This is a genomic window from Sphingomonas rosea, assembly GCF_039538065.1.
Taxonomy (GTDB): domain Bacteria; phylum Pseudomonadota; class Alphaproteobacteria; order Sphingomonadales; family Sphingomonadaceae; genus Sphingomicrobium; species Sphingomicrobium rosea.
The window spans coordinates 689,813-704,637 of the sequence record NZ_BAABBR010000001.1; the positions used below are offsets into that span (position 1 = coordinate 689,813).

Here is a 14,825-nt window from a genome sequence, read left to right on the forward strand (position 1 = left end):
GGCTAACGCGCCGCGCGCATCCGCCACAGAAGAATGGTCGCCGCGAGCGCGCAGCCGGCGAGCGCGAGGAACAGGCCGGTGAAACCGAAGCTCGGCACCAGCGCAAGCGTCAGCCACGGCATCACGAGCGAGGGTCCGGTGTTCGTCAGGTTAAAGACGCCAAGGTCGCGCCCGCGATGGTCGGGCCGCGGCAGCACCCGCAGTGTCTGTGCGCTGTGGAGCGAGAGAAAGACCGAGGCCGACAAGCCGAATAGGACGTAGCCCCCGATCGCGACCTCAAGCCCCTTCGCCGAGGCCATGACGAGGAGCCCCGCGCCGGCGCCGGCCGCGCACAAGGTGAGCGGCGCGAAGGGACGATCGTGGCGGTCGGCCCAGCGCCCCGCCGCCAGCGCCAGCGGCACCGCACCAAGCAGGATCAAGCCGAAGATCTGCGCGACGCGGGCGTCGGTCATCGCCGGATCGATCGCGCGAAACCAGAACAACAAAAACGCGAAGAGCGCCGCCTCCGAAATCTGCACGAGCAGCCGCGCCAGCCACATGCGCACGATCTCGCCCCGCCGCCGGGAACGTGGGCCGGCTTCCGTCGGGCGTCCGTCGACATCGGTAATGCGGCGCGGTCGTCCGACAAGCAGCACCGGCATGACGCAGAGGAAGACCAATAATGCGACAAGCCACAGCCGCACGTCCGCCGAGGCCAGTCCAGGCAGGGTCACCAGCACCCCCGCCCCGGCTCCCGCCGCTGGCGCGAAAGCGAGCAATCCGCCGAGAACCCCTTTTTGCTGATCAGGGACCACGTCCCCCGCCCAAGCGCTCAAGGGCGCCAGCATCATGTTGAGCCCGACTTGCCACGCCACGAGCAGGGCGATCACTTGCCACGGCGAGCGGGTCATCCCGAAGGCGCCGAGCAGCAGCGACGACAATAGCAAACCCGCCGCGATCCACGGCACTCGTCGGCGGGTCGCGTCGCTCGCCCAGCCGAAGCCGATGTTCGACAGGCTCGCCGAGATCGCGCCGAAAAAGGTCGCAAAGGCCAGCCAGGCGACATCCTGGTCGGCTGCCATCGCGGTGATCCGAAGCGGCAGCAGGATCGTGAGAAAGGGCACATAGGCGACCGATCCGCCGGCCACCGCGAGCGCATAGAGCCACAGGAAGCGCCGCGACTGAAGCGCCGGGACGCTGCCCTGCGTCAAACGGGCGCCGGTCCGGTCGAGCCGCGCTCGATCAGCCGCGCGGGCACCACCACCGGAAGCCTGGGCATTTTCTCGCCCCGGCTCGCCGCGATCAGCAATTCGACCGCCTGGCTCACGGTCTCGGCGATCGGCTGATCGATCGCGGTCAGCGGCGGATTGGCGAAGGTAGTGACGGGGGTGTTGTCGAAGCTGACCAGCGAGAGCGCTTGCGGAATGGCGATCCCCATGGCTTCGGCGACGTCGCGGGTCGCCAGCGCCATCTGGTCGTTGCTGGCCAGGATCGCGGTCGGCCGCGGCTCGAGCGACAGCAATGCCCGCGCTGCCGCCACGCCGGAGTCATAGCTGAAGTCGCCCCGCACGCAGAGCCCTTCGCGCGGCAGCCCCGCTTCCGCCATCGCGTCGCGCCAGCCCGCCTTGCGCCACTCGCTCAGCGAATATTCGGCCGAGCCGGCGATGAAGCCGATCCGCCGGTGGCCGAGCGCGACCAGCTTGGCGGTCGCGTCACGCGCCGCATCCTCGTCGCCCATGACCAGCGGGATCCCGCCGGCCTGTCCGGTCGAGCCGATCCGGGCATAGGGCACGCGGCGGCTTTCGAGGAAGGCGGTGATCTTGGGATTGTCCGAATGGGGCGGCGTCAGGATCACGCCGTCCGGCTGAAGCGCGGCAAGCGTCGCCGTCAGCTCGCGCTCGACATGATCGTCATGCGTGTCGACCAACTCGAACAGCATCCGGTAGCCATGCTCGGCGCATTTCAGCATGCCTCCCAGCAGCATCTGGTCGACCCAGTCCGAGCCCTGCCGCGCGCGCCACGCCTCGATCGTGCGGTCACGGTCGTTGAGCGCGAGAATGAGGTAGGAGCGCGAGCCGCTCATCCGCTGCGCCGCGATCGAGGGAATGTATCCCAGCCGGTCGATCGCTTCCTGTACCCGCTCGCGCATCTCCTCGCGGACATTGGGCTCGGCGTTGATGACCCGGCTTACCGTCTGAAGCGAAACCCCGGCATCGGCGGCGACATGCTTGATCGTGACGGCCTGGCGCCTTCTCGGCATCGGCTTAGCGGTCTCCCTGGCAGGATTGCCCGCTAGCCCCGTCGGGCCGGCATTGCCAGACCCGCACCCAATCGACCTGCATCGTCTGCGGCCAGATCGTCTCGTCGACGCCCGTTACGCCGCGCTCCTCGGAAAGGCCGCCGCCGACCGCGAGGTTCAGGATGAGGTGGAAGGCGCGGTCGAACGGCGCGTCGGGACTGTTCGATGCCGCGCTCCACCATTCGCCGCGGCGCTTGGTGGCATAGACCCGGCCATCATAGGTCCAGTCGATCCGCCCCGGCGCCCACACCACGCCGAACGTATGAAAGCCGTCGAGGACATCGACCGCCTTGGTTTCGGTACTGTTGAACGCGTTGGCGGGCCACTGGCCGCCGAAGTGCAGCGTGCCGAGGATCGTGTTCTCGCGACTGCCCGGGCAGGAAGCGCAAGGAACGCCGAGATTTACGGCCTCGAGGATGTCGATTTCGCCCGACGCCGCCCACGGTCCGTAAGTCTTGTCCTCGGGCAGCATCCAGAACGCAGGCCAGGTCCCCTGCCCGGCCGGCAGCTTGGCGCGCATCTCGATCCGGCCATAGGTCCACGATGCCTTGCCCCGGGTCACCATGCGCGCCGACGTAAAGTCCTTGGTGACCTTCTCGACGGCGCCCGAGGCCGGACGCAGTTGCGCGGGCTGGGCCGGGCCCGTGAAGCGCTCCTTGCGGGCGGTGATGGTGAGAAGGCCGCCGCCGACCGCGGCATTGGCGGTTCGGTCGGTGTAGCACTGCCGCTCGTTGTTGCCGCCGCCCCAGCAGTCGCGGTCGAAGTCCCACTTGGTCCGATCGACGGCCGTGCCCTCGAACTCGTCCGACCAGACGAGCTGCCAGCCGCGTTCCCGTGCCGGCTCGCGCGCCTCACCGGGCCCCGGCATGGCCACCGTGGCGACGATCTTCTTCGGGCTGTCGGGGCCGAGCTTGACCGGCGTCGGAGCGGCGACGGCACGCCCTCCATCCGCGGCGGTGCAACCCGCGAGGGCGAGCGCGGCGAGCAACATGGCGGGACGCAAGGTCATCGGCCTTCCCTTCTACACGCGCGAAACGGCGCGGGGGACATGATCCCCCGCGCCTTCGATCAGAAGTCGAATCTGGCGAGGAAGGTGAAGCGCCGGTCGTTGCGGAAGGCCGAACGGGTCACCCGGTTGCCGTCGAAGTCGATGACCTGCGTCGTGCGCGTCACCTCGTCGAGCAGGTTGACCCCCTGCACGCCGAACTTGATCCGCTTGTTGAGCGAATAGAAGACCGACGCGTCCAGCTGCCCGCTCGACTCCTGCCAGATCGGCGAGAAGGGGAAGATGTCGTCGCGCGGCGTGATCAGGAAGTCCGATCGCCAGTTGTAGGCCGTGCGCGCGGCGAACTTGCCCTTCTCGTAGAACAGCACGGCGTTGACCGTGTGCTTCGAGATGCCGGCGAGCGGCTGCTGCGAGGCGAAGGAGCTGCGCTGAGCGCCGCCGACCTGCGTGTTGCGGAAGTCGCCGCCGTCCACATAGGTGTAGGTCAGCTGCGTGCCGAGGCCGCCGAGCAGGCCGGGCAGAAAGTCGTAGACCTGCTGATAGGCGATTTCGAGGCCCTTGAGCTTGCCCTTGCTTCCGTTGATCGGACCGTTGACCTCGACCGGAATGGTCAGGCCGCCCGGACTGGTGAAGGGCTGCAGATCGACGCCGCCATTCACGATGCCCTTGATGTCCTTGTAGAACAGGGCGCCGGTGAGCGAGCCGACACGAGCGAAGTACCACTCGAGCGACAGATCGTAGTTCCACGAGGTCACCGGGCGCACGTTGCGGTTGCCGGTGAACAACTGGAATAGCGGCCCCGTTTCGAGCGTGCCAGCGGCGCGCAGGTCGTTGGTATTGTCGCCGATCGTGCCACCCGAGGAGAACAGGTTGAGGTCGGGGCGCGAGATGCCCTTCGACACCGCGACGCGCACAAGCTTGCCGCGGCCGAAGTCGAACTTGGCATTGAAGCTCGGCAGCCAGTGATCGAAGGTGATCGCGCGATTGTCGTTGAGGAATTCGCCGGTGAAGGCGTTGGCGAATTCCTGCTGGCGCGCCGGCGACAGGCTGCAATAGCCCGGCAGCGACTGGCCCGGCGGGGTCTGGTTGCAGGCCGCGACGATCTCGGCGACCTGGACCTTGCCGTCCTTGTTGCCGCTCGGCCCGTTGTCGAACGAGAAGCCGTTCGGGAAGCCGATCAGCCCGGTCGTCTTGACCCGCGTCTGGACGTAGCGGACGCCGATATTGCCATCGACCTTGACGTCGCCGCCGAGGCCGCCGCCGAAGTCGACCCGGCCGTAAGCGGCCTTGGTCACTTCGCCCACTGCCGAGATTTCCGGCGGACAGTAGGGCGTGCAGGCGACGGTCTTGCCGTCGATCTGCGTGTAGGAACGACCCTGCACGCCGAAGAATGGGTTGGGCGTCTGCGAGAAATTGTTGATCTCGGTCGCCTGCTGCTTGCTAATCCCAGCAAGATATTCCTTCAGGAAGTCATCGCCGCCGAAGAAATAGGACGAACCGTTCGGGATCGGGATCGGGACATTGCCGCGCTGGAAATTGTCACCGAACGGGCTGCGGACCGACGAATAGTTGGGGAAGTCGCTGACGAAGGCGCCGCCCGCAATCGCAAATTCCTGACCCGGAAGGCCGGTGTAGAAGCGGCCCGGAACGAACGGGCAGTTGGGGCCCGCATTCCACGGCGCGCAGCCGGCGCGGCCGGCCCACGGCGCCGACAGATTGCCCCAGGTGCTGAAGTTGGTGTTCCGGGTGGTGCGATCGCGATCGGCCCAACGCGCACCGAAGCGGACGTTCTTGATGAAGCCGGTATCGCTGATCTTGTATTCGGCGTCGGCACGCAGGCTGCTGAGCTTGGCGTCGTTCTTCTCGATGCTGTCGAGGAGGAACCAGTAATAGTTGTAGAAGCCGCTCGAGAAATAATCCGACGGCGAACCGATCGGCGCCAGGAAGGACACCTTGGGAGTCTTGCCCGTGGCGTCGATCGCGACGTCGGCCCACGTGCTCATCGCGCCGATGACCGAATTGCGCTCAAGGTCCGAGGTGATCCGCTGGGCCTCGAAATTGAGCTTCAGGCGGTCGCTGACGTTCCACTTGGCGTCGAACGAGAAGTCCTCGGTCGTCCCCTTGGCTTCGCGCTGGAAGCGCAGGCTTTCGAGCGGAATGCCGCCGCGGCCGAACGGGTTAGCATAGGCATCGCCGGGGCGCTGCGTCAGGATGCCGCTCTGGAACACGCCATTGCTGTCGAACTGCCACGTGCTGCCAGCCCGCGGGACGGGGTAGAGCGCGTCGTCGTTGACCAGGGCGAGCAGCGCATATTCGTCGGTGAAGAAGCTGGTCTTGGACCGCAGCCACTCACCGGTGGCGATGAATTTGCCGTCGGACGATTCCCACTGGACCGACGCATTGTAGGCGCGACGCTTGCGCTCGAGCTCGGTGGTGCGGACGCCGGCGCCCTTGGGCGCGACAACCGTGCCGGGCGGCGGGAAGTTGGCTTCGGTGAAATTGGGATCGCCGAAGATGCCGCCCGAATTGACCGCGTTCACGCGAAGGCAGGGCCCGTCGAGCGTCGCCGCACGATAGCAGGGATCGGTGAGCTGCGAGGCATCGGTGCGCGAGATGAGGCGCGAATCGGTGAAACCGGCCTGAAGGCCGAAGCGGCCGATCCGCGTATCGACGGTGTTCGAGCCGAGGATCGAGACGCCGGGCGTCCACTTCTTGGCCATGTCGCCGTAATTGGCTTCGATCGAGCCGGCGACGTGGATTCCGTTGCGGTCGAGCGGCTTGCGGGTGACGAGGTTGACCGTGCCCGAGATGCCGCCGTCGACCATGTCGGCGGTGACGTTCTTGAACACCTCGACTCGGCCAAGCAGCTCGGACGAGACGTCGTTGAAGCTCAGCTCGCGGCCGCCGGTGGCCGAGAAGATGTCGCGGCCGTTGAGTTCGGAGCGCACGAACGGAAGACCGCGCAGGATGACGCCGGTTCCTTCGACCGAGAAGCGGTCGGGATCGCTGCTCTTCTCGAAGCGGCCGATGTTGATGCCGGGGACGCGCTGCAGGGCTTCGGCGACCGAGCGGTCGGGAAGCGCGCCAATGTCCTCGGCGGTGATGACGTCGACCACGGTGTCGGCCCGGCGCTTGCGCGACTGCGCGCTGCCAAGCGCGGCGCGGAAACCGGTGACGACGATCTCGTTGGGATCCTTTTCGGGGGTCTTGGCGACCTCTTCCTCGTCGCCGGCCTTGGGATTGGCCGGCGCGGCATCCTGCGCGAACGCGGGCTGCGCGGCCATCAGCGCAAAGGCCGAGGCGCTGGTCAGGATGCAGAGCCGGCCTGCACCAATCCCGTTCCGATGACGACGAATCAAAGTGTGTCTCCCCCTGCCAGATGGCGTCGGCGCGGGGCGCACTACCCCCGATACCTATCCCAAGAGATAACTTGGCTCGTGAACGTTCACAACAAAAAATAATGAACGTTCACATCTTGCCTCGCGCACTGTGCTCGGCGAGTTTCATCCCGCATTGTGGAGGGACAGGCAGTGGCGGCTATACGGCACATCGTCATCGTTGGCGGCGGCACGGCCGGGTGGATGGCGGCGGCCGCATTGTCGCGGCTGCGCGAAGGCAACGACCTCGCCATCACCCTGATCGAATCGGAGGAGATCGGCACCGTCGGCGTCGGCGAGGCGACCATCCCGCCGTTCGTCGAGTTCAATCAGTTGCTCGGCATCGACGAGCGCGAGATGATGGCCGCGACGCAGGCGACGTTCAAACTGGGCATCCAGTTCGTCAACTGGGGCCAGCAGGGCGAAAGCTACATCCACCCGTTCGGCGCCTACGGCTATCCGATCGACGGTGTCGGCTTCCAGCAGCATTGGCACCGGGCGCGATCGCTCGGGGACCCGCGCCCGATCCAGGTCTTCAATCTCGAGACGATGGCCGCCTATTTCGGCAAGTTTGCGCGCACCGACGACTATCGCCGCGAGGACCTGCCCCCGGTCAATTACGCCTATCACATCGACGCCGGCCGCTACGCCAAATACCTCCGCCTCCTCGCGGAGAAGCGCGGCGTTGTGCGGCGCGAGGGCCGGGTCGCCGATGCGGCACTCGACGGCGAAACGGGCTTCGTCCAGTCGGTGACGATGCAGGACGGCACGGTCGTGGCGGGCGACCTGTTCGTCGATTGCTCGGGCTTCCGCGGGCTCCTGATCGAGCAGGCGCTGAAGACCGGCTACGAGGATTGGCGCCATTACCTGCCCTGCGATCGCGCGGTCGCATTGCCGTGCCTGCGCGAGGACGACTCGCCGCCCGCGCCCTTCACCCGCGCCACCGCCCATTCGGCCGGCTGGCAATGGTGCGTGCCGCTGCAGCAGCGCAACGGCAACGGCCATGTCTATTGCAGCGAATACCTGTCCGACGACGCCGCGCTCGAGACGCTGACCGGCAACCTCGCGGGCAAGCCGCAGGCCGATCCCAATTTCCTTCGCTTCACGACCGGCCGCCGCAAGAAGTTCTGGAACGGCAACGTCGTTGCGCTGGGCCTCGCGGCGGGCTTCATGGAGCCGCTCGAGTCGACCTCGATCCACCTCATCAACACCGGCGTGAACAAGCTCATCTCCCTGCTGTCGCTGGAGGGCATCACGCCCGTCCAGGAAGAAGCCTTCAATCGCCTGACGACCAAGGAATATCTTCGCATCCGCGACTTCCTGATCCTCCATTACAACGCCACCGCGCGCACCGACTCGGACTTCTGGAATCACGTCCGGACGATGGCCGTCCCCGACACGCTGACCGAGAAGATGGAGCTGTTCCGCCTGAACGGGCAGATCTTCCGCGAGGAGGATGAACTCTTCACCGAGACCAGTTGGGCGGCGGTGATGATGGGCCAGGGGATCGCGATGGAAGGCCATAATCCGATGGCCGCGCGGATCCCCGCCGACAAGCTGCGCGGCGAGTTCAACGAGATCGAGAAGTCGGTCCGCTACGTGATCGACCGCATGCCTTCGCACGCCGAGTATCTCGCGCGCTATTGCCCCGCCGGCGGGATGCCGGCCGGCGTCGCGGCCTAGCTTCGCGCCGCCTCGGCGAGCCCGCCGATACTGCTGGCCAGCTTCTCGAGCGAGAAGGGCTTGGTGATCAGCGACATGCCGGGACCGAGGAAATCGGTCAGCGTCGTCGCGTGTTCGGCATAGCCGGTAATGAACAGGATCGGCAGGTCGGGCCGCAGCTGGCGGGCCCGGTCGGCGAGTTCGCGGCCATTGATCCCCGGCATGCCGATATCGGAGACCATGAGGTCGATGCGCTCGTCCGACCCAAGCCGAGCGAGCGCGTCTTCGGGGTCCGAGGTCTCGATCGGCTCGTAGTTCAGTTCCTTGAGCACCTCGCGGATCAGCATCCGCACGGCCTCCTCGTCCTCCACGACCAGCACCCGCTCGCCCGAGCCCTGGATTGCGGGGGCGGCATCCTCGACATCGCCGACCGTCTCGGCCTTGCTGGTCGGAAGATAGAGACACACCTGCGTGCCTTCGCCCGGCGCGCTGTTTATCCGCACGGTGCCGCCGCTTTGCTTGGCGAAGCCATAGACCATCGACAGCCCAAGCCCGGTCCCCTGCCCCAGCGGCTTGGTCGTGAAGAAAGGTTCGAACACTTTTTCGAGCACCTCGGGCGACATTCCGCTGCCGGTGTCGGCGACCGAGATGAGAAGGAGCTCGCCGCCGTCCGGCGCGAGCGGCCCGTCGGCTTGCTCGGCCATCCTTGCCGAGATCGTCACCTCGCCGCCCTCGGGCATCGCATCGCGCGCATTGACCGCAAGGTTGAGCACGGCGTTCTCGAGTTGATTGGAATCGACCAGCGCGGGCGGAAGCCCCTCCGCAATATCGAGCCGAAGGCGGACATTCTCGGGCAGCGCGTGCGCGGCGAGCGACGCCACCGCGTGCAAGACCTCGGCCACCGCGACCGGCCGCGGGTCGAGCGGTTGCCGGCGCGCGAAGGCGAGCAGGCGGTGGGTCAGCGACGCGGCCCGCTCGGCCGAGGTCAGCGCGGTGTCGAGGTAGCGATCGACGCGATCATATTGCCCGTCAGCGATCCGGCGGCGCATCATGTCGAGCGATCCGATGATGCCGGTCAGCATGTTGTTGAAGTCGTGCGCGATCCCGCCCGTCAGCTGTCCGACCGCTTCCATCTTCTGGCTCTGCCGGAGCGACGCCTCGGCCCGCTCGCGCTCGGCCACTTCCTGCCGGAGCCGCTCCATCGCCTGCTCGAGCTCGGCGGTTCGCGCCCGGACCTGCCCCTCGAGCAAGTCGGCCGATTGCGCTAGCGCGAGCCGCTGCTGGTGAAGGTCGACGAACACGCCGACCTTGCTCCGCAGGATGTCGGCCTCGATCGGCTTCTGAATGAAATCGACCGCGCCCGCCTCGTAGCCGCGGAAGCGGCGATGGACGTCGCCGCTGCCGGCAGTCACGAAGATGATCGGGACCCGGCGCGAGCGCTCGTTGCCGCGCATGAACTCGGCCAGCTCGAATCCGTCCATCCCGGGCATCTGCACATCGAGCAACGCCAGCGCGATGTCGTGCTTGAGGAGCAATTCGAGCGCTTCCTCGCCCGACCGGGCGCGCAGGAAGGTGAGGTGCGGTGCCTTGAGCAGCGCTTCGAGCGCGACGAGATTTTCCTGGAGGTCGTCGACGATCAGAAGGTCGACGGGCATGGTCGAAACGCTCATCGCTCTACCAAGCCGAGAAGATGGTCCGCGATGGCGTCGAGCGACAGGGTCCTTGCGGTCGCGCAACGGGCAAGGGCAGCGGTCGGCATGGCGGCGGCATAGGCCGTCGCGGGGTCTTCGACCAGTATTTGCCCTCCAGCCGCCTCGATCGCCAGCGCGCCGCGCGATCCATCCTCGTTGGCGCCGGTGAGGACGATCCCGAGGAGCTCCGCACCGAAGGCGTCGGCCGCACTCTCGAAAAGCACGTCGATCGACGGACGCGAGAAGAGCACGGGCTCGTCGGAAGACAGGGAGATGCTTGCGTCCGGTTCGACGAGCAGGTGATAGCCGGGCGGCGCGAAATAGACGGTGCCGGGACGGATCTGCTCCTTGTCGTCGGGTTCGACCACCGCGACCGCGCATTTGGCGGAGAAGAGCTGGGTCAGCCCCGACGGCGCCGAGGGCACGTGGACGACGACCAGGATCGGCAGCGGAAACTCGGCCGGCAACCGCGGAAGAATGTCGGACAGCGCCTGCACCGCGCCCGCCGACGCCCCGATCACCACCGCCGCGGTCACGCGTCGCTCCGCTGGTAGATCTTCTCTTCGCGGACGAACTCGGTGAAGGCGTCGGCATGGTCGGAGAAGCGCAATGTCTCCTTCGAGCCCAACCCAAGAAATCCGCGCCGAGTCAGGGACTCGCGGAACAGTCCGACCGCGCGATCCTGCAATGGTCGGTCGAAATAGATCATCACATTGCGGCACGAGACCAGCTGGCACTCGGTGAAGACCTCGTCGCTCACCAGGCTATGGTCGGAGAACACGACCTTCTCACGCAGCTTCTTGTCGAACACCGCGCGCCCGTAGGCCGTGGCGTAATAATCGGCGAGCGAGGTCCTGCCGCCGGCCTGCTGGTGATTGCGGGTGAAGCTCGCGATCCGGTCGAGTGGATAGACGCCGCTCTTCGCCACATCGAGCGCGGCCGGGTTGATGTCGGTCGCGTATATCATGGTCCGGTCGAGCAGTCCCTCCTCGAGCAGCATGATCGCGAACGAATAGACTTCCTCGCCATGGCTGCACCCGGCAATCCAGATCTTGAGCGAGGGATAGGTGCGGAGATGCGGAATGACCTTCTCGCGCAACGCCTTGAAGTAGCTCGGATCACGGAACATCTCGCTGACCTGCACGGTCAGATAGTCGAGCAAGCGCCCGACCATGCCCTCGTTGTGCAGCAGCGCATCCTGCATTGCCGAAAAGGTCGAAAACTCGAGCTGCTCGCGCGCCTGTCGAAGGCGGCGCTTGATCGAGGCCCGCGCATAATGGCGGAAGTCGTAATGATAGCGCAGCGCGAGCGCCTCCAGCAGTAGCTGGATCTCGATATCCTCGACCGCCGGGGTCGGCTCCGTGTTCACCGCGGCATCCACACCCGGACGAGCGACAGCAGTTTGTCGACGTCAAGCGGCTTGGCCATGTAGTCGCTCGCGCCGGCCGCGAGGCACTTCTCTTGGTCGTCGGGCATCGCCTTGGCGGTCAGCATGATGATCGGCAGCTTGGCCCAGCGCTGCTCGTCGCGGATCCGCCGGGTGGCCTCGAGCCCGTCCATGACCGGCATCATCACGTCCATCAGTACGAGATCGATCGAATTGCCGTCAGTCGTCGATCGAGCCAGCGCGTCGAGCGCTTCCTGTCCGTTGCGCGCGATCGCGACCTTGGCCCCGCGCGGCTCGAGAATGTTGGTCAGCGAATAGACGTTCCGAACATCGTCCTCGACGACGAGGATCGTCCGCCCTTCCAGCAGGGCATCGCGGTTGCGCGCCTGCTGGATCATCTTCTGCTGCTCGGGCGGCAGTTCCGACACGACCTGGTGGAGGAACAGGGTCACCTCGTCGAGCAGGCGCTCGGGTGATTTCGCGCCCTTGATGATGATCGAGTTCGAATAGCGTCGAAGCCGCTGCTCGTCGGCCTGGCTGAGGTCGTGCCCCGTGTAGACGATGACCGGCGGAAAACTGTGTTCGCCGTCCTTGCTCAATGTCTCGAGCAGCGAATAGCCCGAGGCATCGGGCAGCGAGAGATCGAGCACCATGCAGTCGAACGTCTCTTCGCTCAGCAGCTTCAGGCACTCGGCCGCGGTCCCGACCCCGACCGTCTCGATCTCGGGCCCGGCGAGCAGCTTGGCGACCGCCTCGCGCTGGCGGTCGTCGTCCTCGACGATCAGCACCCGTCGCATCGTCCGGGTCAGCTGTGCTTCGAGAGTCTCGAGCGCATGCGCCAGCTCCTCGCGCTTCACCGGCTTCACCAGATAGCCCATCGCGCCGAGCGAAAAGGCGGTCTGGGTCTGATCGCTCGCCGAGATGACGTGGATCGGGATGTGCCGGGTCTCGTCCTCGCGCTTGAGGCGGTCGAGCACCGACAGGCCCGACTGGTCGGGCAGGCCAAGGTCGAGCACGATCCCGCTCGGCTTGTGCTCGCGGGCGAGTTCAAGCGCTTCTTCGGCGGTGCCGGCGACGAGCGTCTGGAACGAGGCTTCACGCGCGATGTCGCGCACGATGCCCGCGAAGGTCCGGTCGTCCTCGACGATGAGGAGCACCCGGCGATTTCCTTCCAGCCGGTCGCGATCGTCCTCGAGCGGCGACAGCCGCACGGGCTTGCGCTTCGGCTTGGCGACTGGCGCGGCGGCCGGCACCTCGGGCCTGGGTGCCGCCGAAAGGGCACGCGGCTCGGCCCGCGCCGCCACCAGCCCCGGATCGTATTCCAGCGGAATGGTGACGGTGAAGCTGCTGCCGACCCCCGGCTCGCTCTTGAGCGTGATCGCGCCGCCGAGCAGCCGCGCGAGTTCGCGCGAGATCGACAGCCCGAGACCCGTGCCGCCGAACTTGCGGTTGATCGAGCCATCGGCCTGCCGGAAGGCTTCGAAGATCGCCTGCTGCTGGTCCGGCGCGATCCCGATCCCCGTATCGGTGACGGTGAGCGCCACCCGGTCGGATCCGGCCCGCGCGATCCCGAGGGTCACCTTGCCGCTGCCCGTGAATTTGAAGGCGTTGGCGAGCAAGTTCTTGAGGATCTGCTCGAGCCGCTGGCGATCCGACACGATGTCGGCGGGTACGTCCTCGTCGACCGCGATCTCGAATTCGAGGTCGCGCTCCGCCGCGATCGGGTCGAACGTCCGCCGGAGGTCCTTGGTCAGCCGGGCAATCTCCACCGCCTCGGGCCGCACCTCGATATGGCCGGCCTCGATCTTCGACAGGTCGAGGATGTCGTTGATGAGGTTGAGAAGGTCGTTGCCCGACGCCTGGATCGTCTTGGCGAACTGCGCCTGTTCGTCGGTCAGGTTGCCCGTCGGGTTGTCGCCGAGCAGCTTGGACAGGATCAGGAGCGAGTTAAGCGGCGTCCGCAGCTCGTGGCTCATGTTGGCGAGGAAGTCGGACTTGTACTGGCTCGCCTGCTCGAGCTCGCGCGCCTTGAGTTCGATCGCCGCGCCGGTCTTCGCGAGGTCGTCGCGCTGCCGCTCCAGCAGCTGCGCCTGCTCTTCGAGCTGCGAGTTGGTCTGTTCGAGCTCGACCTGCTGCTGTTCCAGTCGGACCGCCGATTCCTTGAGCGCGCGGCTCTGTTCCTCAAGCTCCTCGTTCGAAACGCGCAGCTCCTCGCTCTGGACCTGCAGCTCTTCCGACTGCCGCTGCGTCTCGCCGAGCAGGGTCTGGAGCTCGGTGCGATACTTGGCCGAACGGAGCGCGGTCCCGGCAAGGCCCGCCACCTGGTCGAGGAGTTCGAGCACCTGCCCATCGACCGGCTGGAGGAAACCGAGCTCGATCACCGCATTGACGAGGCCGTCGGCCTTGAGCGGAGCGATGACGAGGTGACGCGGGCGATCCTGGCCGAGCGCCGACCCGATCGAGATATAGCTGTCGGGAATGTCGTCGATGACCATCGGCTTGCCCGATTCGGCGACCCGCCCGAGCAGCCCCTCGCGCAGCTTGAAGCGCTGCGGGACATTGGCGTCGCCCGGCACGCCGAGCATCGCCATCCGCTCGAACACGCCATGCTCGCCCTTGAACAGGACCGTCGCCTGCGCGCCCGTATAGCCTGTCAGGTAATCGACGATGTCGCCGCTCAGCTCCGCGACATTCTTGTCGCCGAGCATCGCCTGGCCGAGCTCGGCCTCGCCCGTCTGCAGCCAGAGCTGGCGGCGGCGCGCCACGGTGGAGCGATGGGTGAGGAAGCCGATGGCGATCGTCAGCGCCATGCCGAGGAGCGCGGCCATGATCGCGCTGAGGGTCGCCGTCCGGAAGGCCGCATCGCGCGCTTCCAGCCGCGCCACGCGGCTCTGTCGCTCGTCCGAGCGCATCTGCGCGATCCGTGCCCGAACCGCGTCCATCTCGCTCTTGTCGCGGTCGGGGTTGACCGCCGCGAGAGTCCCCGCGAGCCCGTCGCTCTGGCGCAGCCTGATCGATGTCGCGAGGCTCCGGAACTTGGTCGCGATCTGCGGCCGCAACGCGCGCAGGCTCGCCTGCTGCGCGGAATCATTGTGGGTCAGGCGGTCGAGATTGGCCAGCGTCGCCTGGCTCCGGGCCTCGGCATCGCGATAGGGCTGGAGATAGGCCTGGTTGCCGGTCAGCAGGAACCCGCGCTGCCCCGTTTCCGCATCCTGCATCGCCGACAGCAGGTCACCCAGGCTGGTGATCACCTCGTGGGTCGCGGTGACCCGGTTGGTCTCCGACCGCACCGCCTGGATGTTGAGATAGGTGATGACCCCGGTCGCGATGAAGAAGGCCAGCGCCGCAAGCACCCCGACAAATGTGCCGAGCGAGGCCCGGGCGGCGGAGATACTCTCGTCGTTTGTCTTCATGGCGCGCGGCG

At 66.7% G+C, this 14,825-nt stretch carries 9 protein-coding genes; 1 reads left to right on the forward strand and 8 read right to left on the reverse strand.

The genetic code is table 11. From position 1 onward, the window contains the following. Window positions 1-2: 2 nt before the first annotated feature. Genes ABD693_RS03340 through ABD693_RS03355 form a run of 4 tightly spaced genes read right to left on the reverse strand, consistent with a single transcriptional unit; the run spans window position 3 to window position 6,643 of the window. Window positions 3-1,190: an MFS transporter gene (locus tag ABD693_RS03340; RefSeq protein WP_344695581.1), complete on the reverse strand. Its 1,188-nt coding sequence runs from the start codon at window positions 1,188-1,190 to the stop codon at window positions 3-5. Beyond that, the gene (locus ABD693_RS03345; RefSeq protein ID WP_344695583.1) at window positions 1,187-2,239 is read right to left on the reverse strand and encodes a LacI family DNA-binding transcriptional regulator; all 1,053 of its coding nucleotides are present in this window, start codon (window positions 2,237-2,239) and stop codon (window positions 1,187-1,189) included. Before ABD693_RS03345 ends, ABD693_RS03340 begins: the two co-directional genes overlap by 4 nt. A 4-nt stretch (window positions 2,240-2,243) precedes the next feature. Then, complete coding sequence (locus ABD693_RS03350) at window positions 2,244-3,287, reverse strand: glycoside hydrolase family 16 protein (RefSeq protein ID WP_344695584.1); 1,044 nt, start codon at window positions 3,285-3,287, stop codon at window positions 2,244-2,246. 59 nt (window positions 3,288-3,346) lie between these two features. After that, window positions 3,347-6,643: a TonB-dependent receptor gene (locus tag ABD693_RS03355; protein WP_344695585.1), complete on the reverse strand. Its 3,297-nt coding sequence runs from the start codon at window positions 6,641-6,643 to the stop codon at window positions 3,347-3,349. 171 nt (window positions 6,644-6,814) lie between these two features. Between ABD693_RS03355 and ABD693_RS03360 the strand changes: the two genes are divergently transcribed. Then, window positions 6,815-8,344 carry a tryptophan halogenase family protein gene (locus tag ABD693_RS03360; RefSeq protein ID WP_344695588.1) on the forward strand — a complete coding sequence of 510 codons (1,530 nt, stop codon included), beginning with the start codon at window positions 6,815-6,817 and terminating at the stop codon, window positions 8,342-8,344. Here ABD693_RS03360 and ABD693_RS03365 read toward each other — a convergent pair. The 4 genes from ABD693_RS03365 to ABD693_RS03380 are packed head-to-tail and all read right to left on the reverse strand — an operon-like array spanning window position 8,341 to window position 14,814. Further along, window positions 8,341-9,993 carry a response regulator gene (locus ABD693_RS03365; RefSeq protein WP_344695589.1) on the reverse strand — a complete coding sequence of 551 codons (1,653 nt, stop codon included), beginning with the start codon at window positions 9,991-9,993 and terminating at the stop codon, window positions 8,341-8,343. The genes ABD693_RS03360 and ABD693_RS03365 overlap by 4 nt on opposite strands. Further along, window positions 9,990-10,550 carry a chemotaxis protein CheB gene (locus ABD693_RS03370; protein WP_344695590.1) on the reverse strand — a complete coding sequence of 187 codons (561 nt, stop codon included), beginning with the start codon at window positions 10,548-10,550 and terminating at the stop codon, window positions 9,990-9,992. Before ABD693_RS03370 ends, ABD693_RS03365 begins: the two co-directional genes overlap by 4 nt. Continuing rightward, on the reverse strand, window positions 10,547-11,383 hold the full coding sequence (locus tag ABD693_RS03375; RefSeq protein WP_344695591.1) for a CheR family methyltransferase: 837 nt from the start codon (window positions 11,381-11,383) through the stop codon (window positions 10,547-10,549). The genes ABD693_RS03370 and ABD693_RS03375 overlap by 4 nt, the downstream gene beginning before the upstream one ends. Next, the gene (locus tag ABD693_RS03380; protein WP_344695592.1) at window positions 11,380-14,814 is read right to left on the reverse strand and encodes a response regulator; all 3,435 of its coding nucleotides are present in this window, start codon (window positions 14,812-14,814) and stop codon (window positions 11,380-11,382) included. Before ABD693_RS03380 ends, ABD693_RS03375 begins: the two co-directional genes overlap by 4 nt. Window positions 14,815-14,825 lie beyond the last annotated feature (11 nt).